This window comes from Anaerovibrio sp. (assembly GCF_045637405.1).
Taxonomy (GTDB): Bacteria; Bacillota; Negativicutes; order Selenomonadales; family Selenomonadaceae; genus Anaerovibrio.
In genome coordinates this window covers 1-1,459 of record NZ_JAZTZI010000161.1, presented here as the reverse complement: position 1 = coordinate 1,459, position 1,459 = coordinate 1, and the positions used below count along the sequence as shown (strand labels likewise).

Sequence of the window (1,459 nt, the reverse complement as noted above, 5' to 3'; positions counted from 1 at the left end):
CAGGATGAATGCTTCCTATAAATAATTAATGGCCGGTACCGGAGATATCGTCTCCAGTACCGGTTTCGTTTTTTATACACCATCTGACTTTAAAGGCAAAACCATTATTCATTGTGGCTTTCTTTCATATTTATTCCTCCTTATACAAAGGATACTGCGTGTCTTCCGAACTGCAAATACGCTTTACTCAACCGACGATACTTTCAAAAATCCAGTCTTAAATGGGCATCTCACCTTCTTTGGAAGCCTGGATTTTACCTATGGCTCCTTAGCCGGTGTAGTTACCGCCCTGGATCAAAGTCTGCAGGTATACCACAACAAAGCCCAGGGAATTCAGGATGATCCAGGTGACTTAGTAAGCCAGCACTCCAAGAGATAAGCAGCTTCTCATCAAGAATTTAAAAAGCCCAGAAACCGCAATGGTTTCTGGGTTTTCTTTTTGCCCGCACTCCCCTGTTGGCAAGATGCTGGAATATATGATATCCACTGCTTTCCTTTTCTTAAATTTTTCGTGAACCGATTGAATTCAGATTATCTGTTTGTTAAACTATAGGTAACAGATAAGCTTGAATCGGGAGGTGTAACGCTATGATATACAATGCCAAAGAATTAACCCTAAATGTTCAGGATCTGCAGTTTGATTATATTACATTCGGCCACGGAACAAAGCCATTGGTTATGATACAGGGGCTTAATACAAATGGAATAAAAGGTGCTGCCCTGTCCCTTGCTTATATGTACCGCATTTTTGCAAAGGATTACAAAGTTTATCTGTTTGACAGAAGACCCGCCGTTCAAGAAGGTATTACTGTAAGAGATATGGCTTCGGATATTGCCATGGCCATGGATATATTAGGCATCAAAAATGCTGATTTGTTTGGCGTATCACAAGGAGGAATGATTGCACAATACCTGGCAATTGACAGGCCTGATTTGGTAAGGAAACTGGTTCTTGCCGTAACTCTTTCCCAAAATAACGATACCGTAAAGAAGATTGTCCATAACTGGATTGAACTGGCAGAATTGGGAGCCATGAAGGAACTTGTAGCAGACATGGCTAAAAAAATGTATTCTGATACCTATATAAAAAGATATCGTCCGTTTATGTCACTGCTGACGATTCTGCAAAAGCCAAAGGATGTGGGGCGGTTTGTTATACTGGCCAAAGCCTGCCTTACTTGTAATACATACGAAGTTCTGGACCAAATCAAATGCCCTGTGTTTGTTCTGGGGGGCAGACAGGATAAAGTCGTTACCGGTGTGGCTTCCGAAGAAATTGCATCGAAACTCGGATGTAAAATACATATGTATGATAGCTTGGGACATGCTGCGTATGAAGAGGCGAAGGACTTTAATCAAATTGTATATGACTTTTTAATTGGGTAGACCAATTCCAATTTGTTGACCGGTAAGAGCGAGATTCTGTACACCGTTTGATACAGTGCGTTATGTGCGGGTT

The 1,459-nt window shown here is 41.3% G+C and carries 1 protein-coding gene; it reads left to right on the top strand.

The window, feature by feature from the left end; genetic code table 11:
- Positions 1 to 588 precede the first annotated feature (588 nt).
- On the top strand, positions 589 to 1,386 hold the full coding sequence (locus ACKI5G_RS11180) for an alpha/beta fold hydrolase (RefSeq protein ID WP_407400384.1): 798 nt from the start codon (positions 589 to 591) through the stop codon (positions 1,384 to 1,386).
- Positions 1,387 to 1,459: the final 73 nt, after the last annotated feature.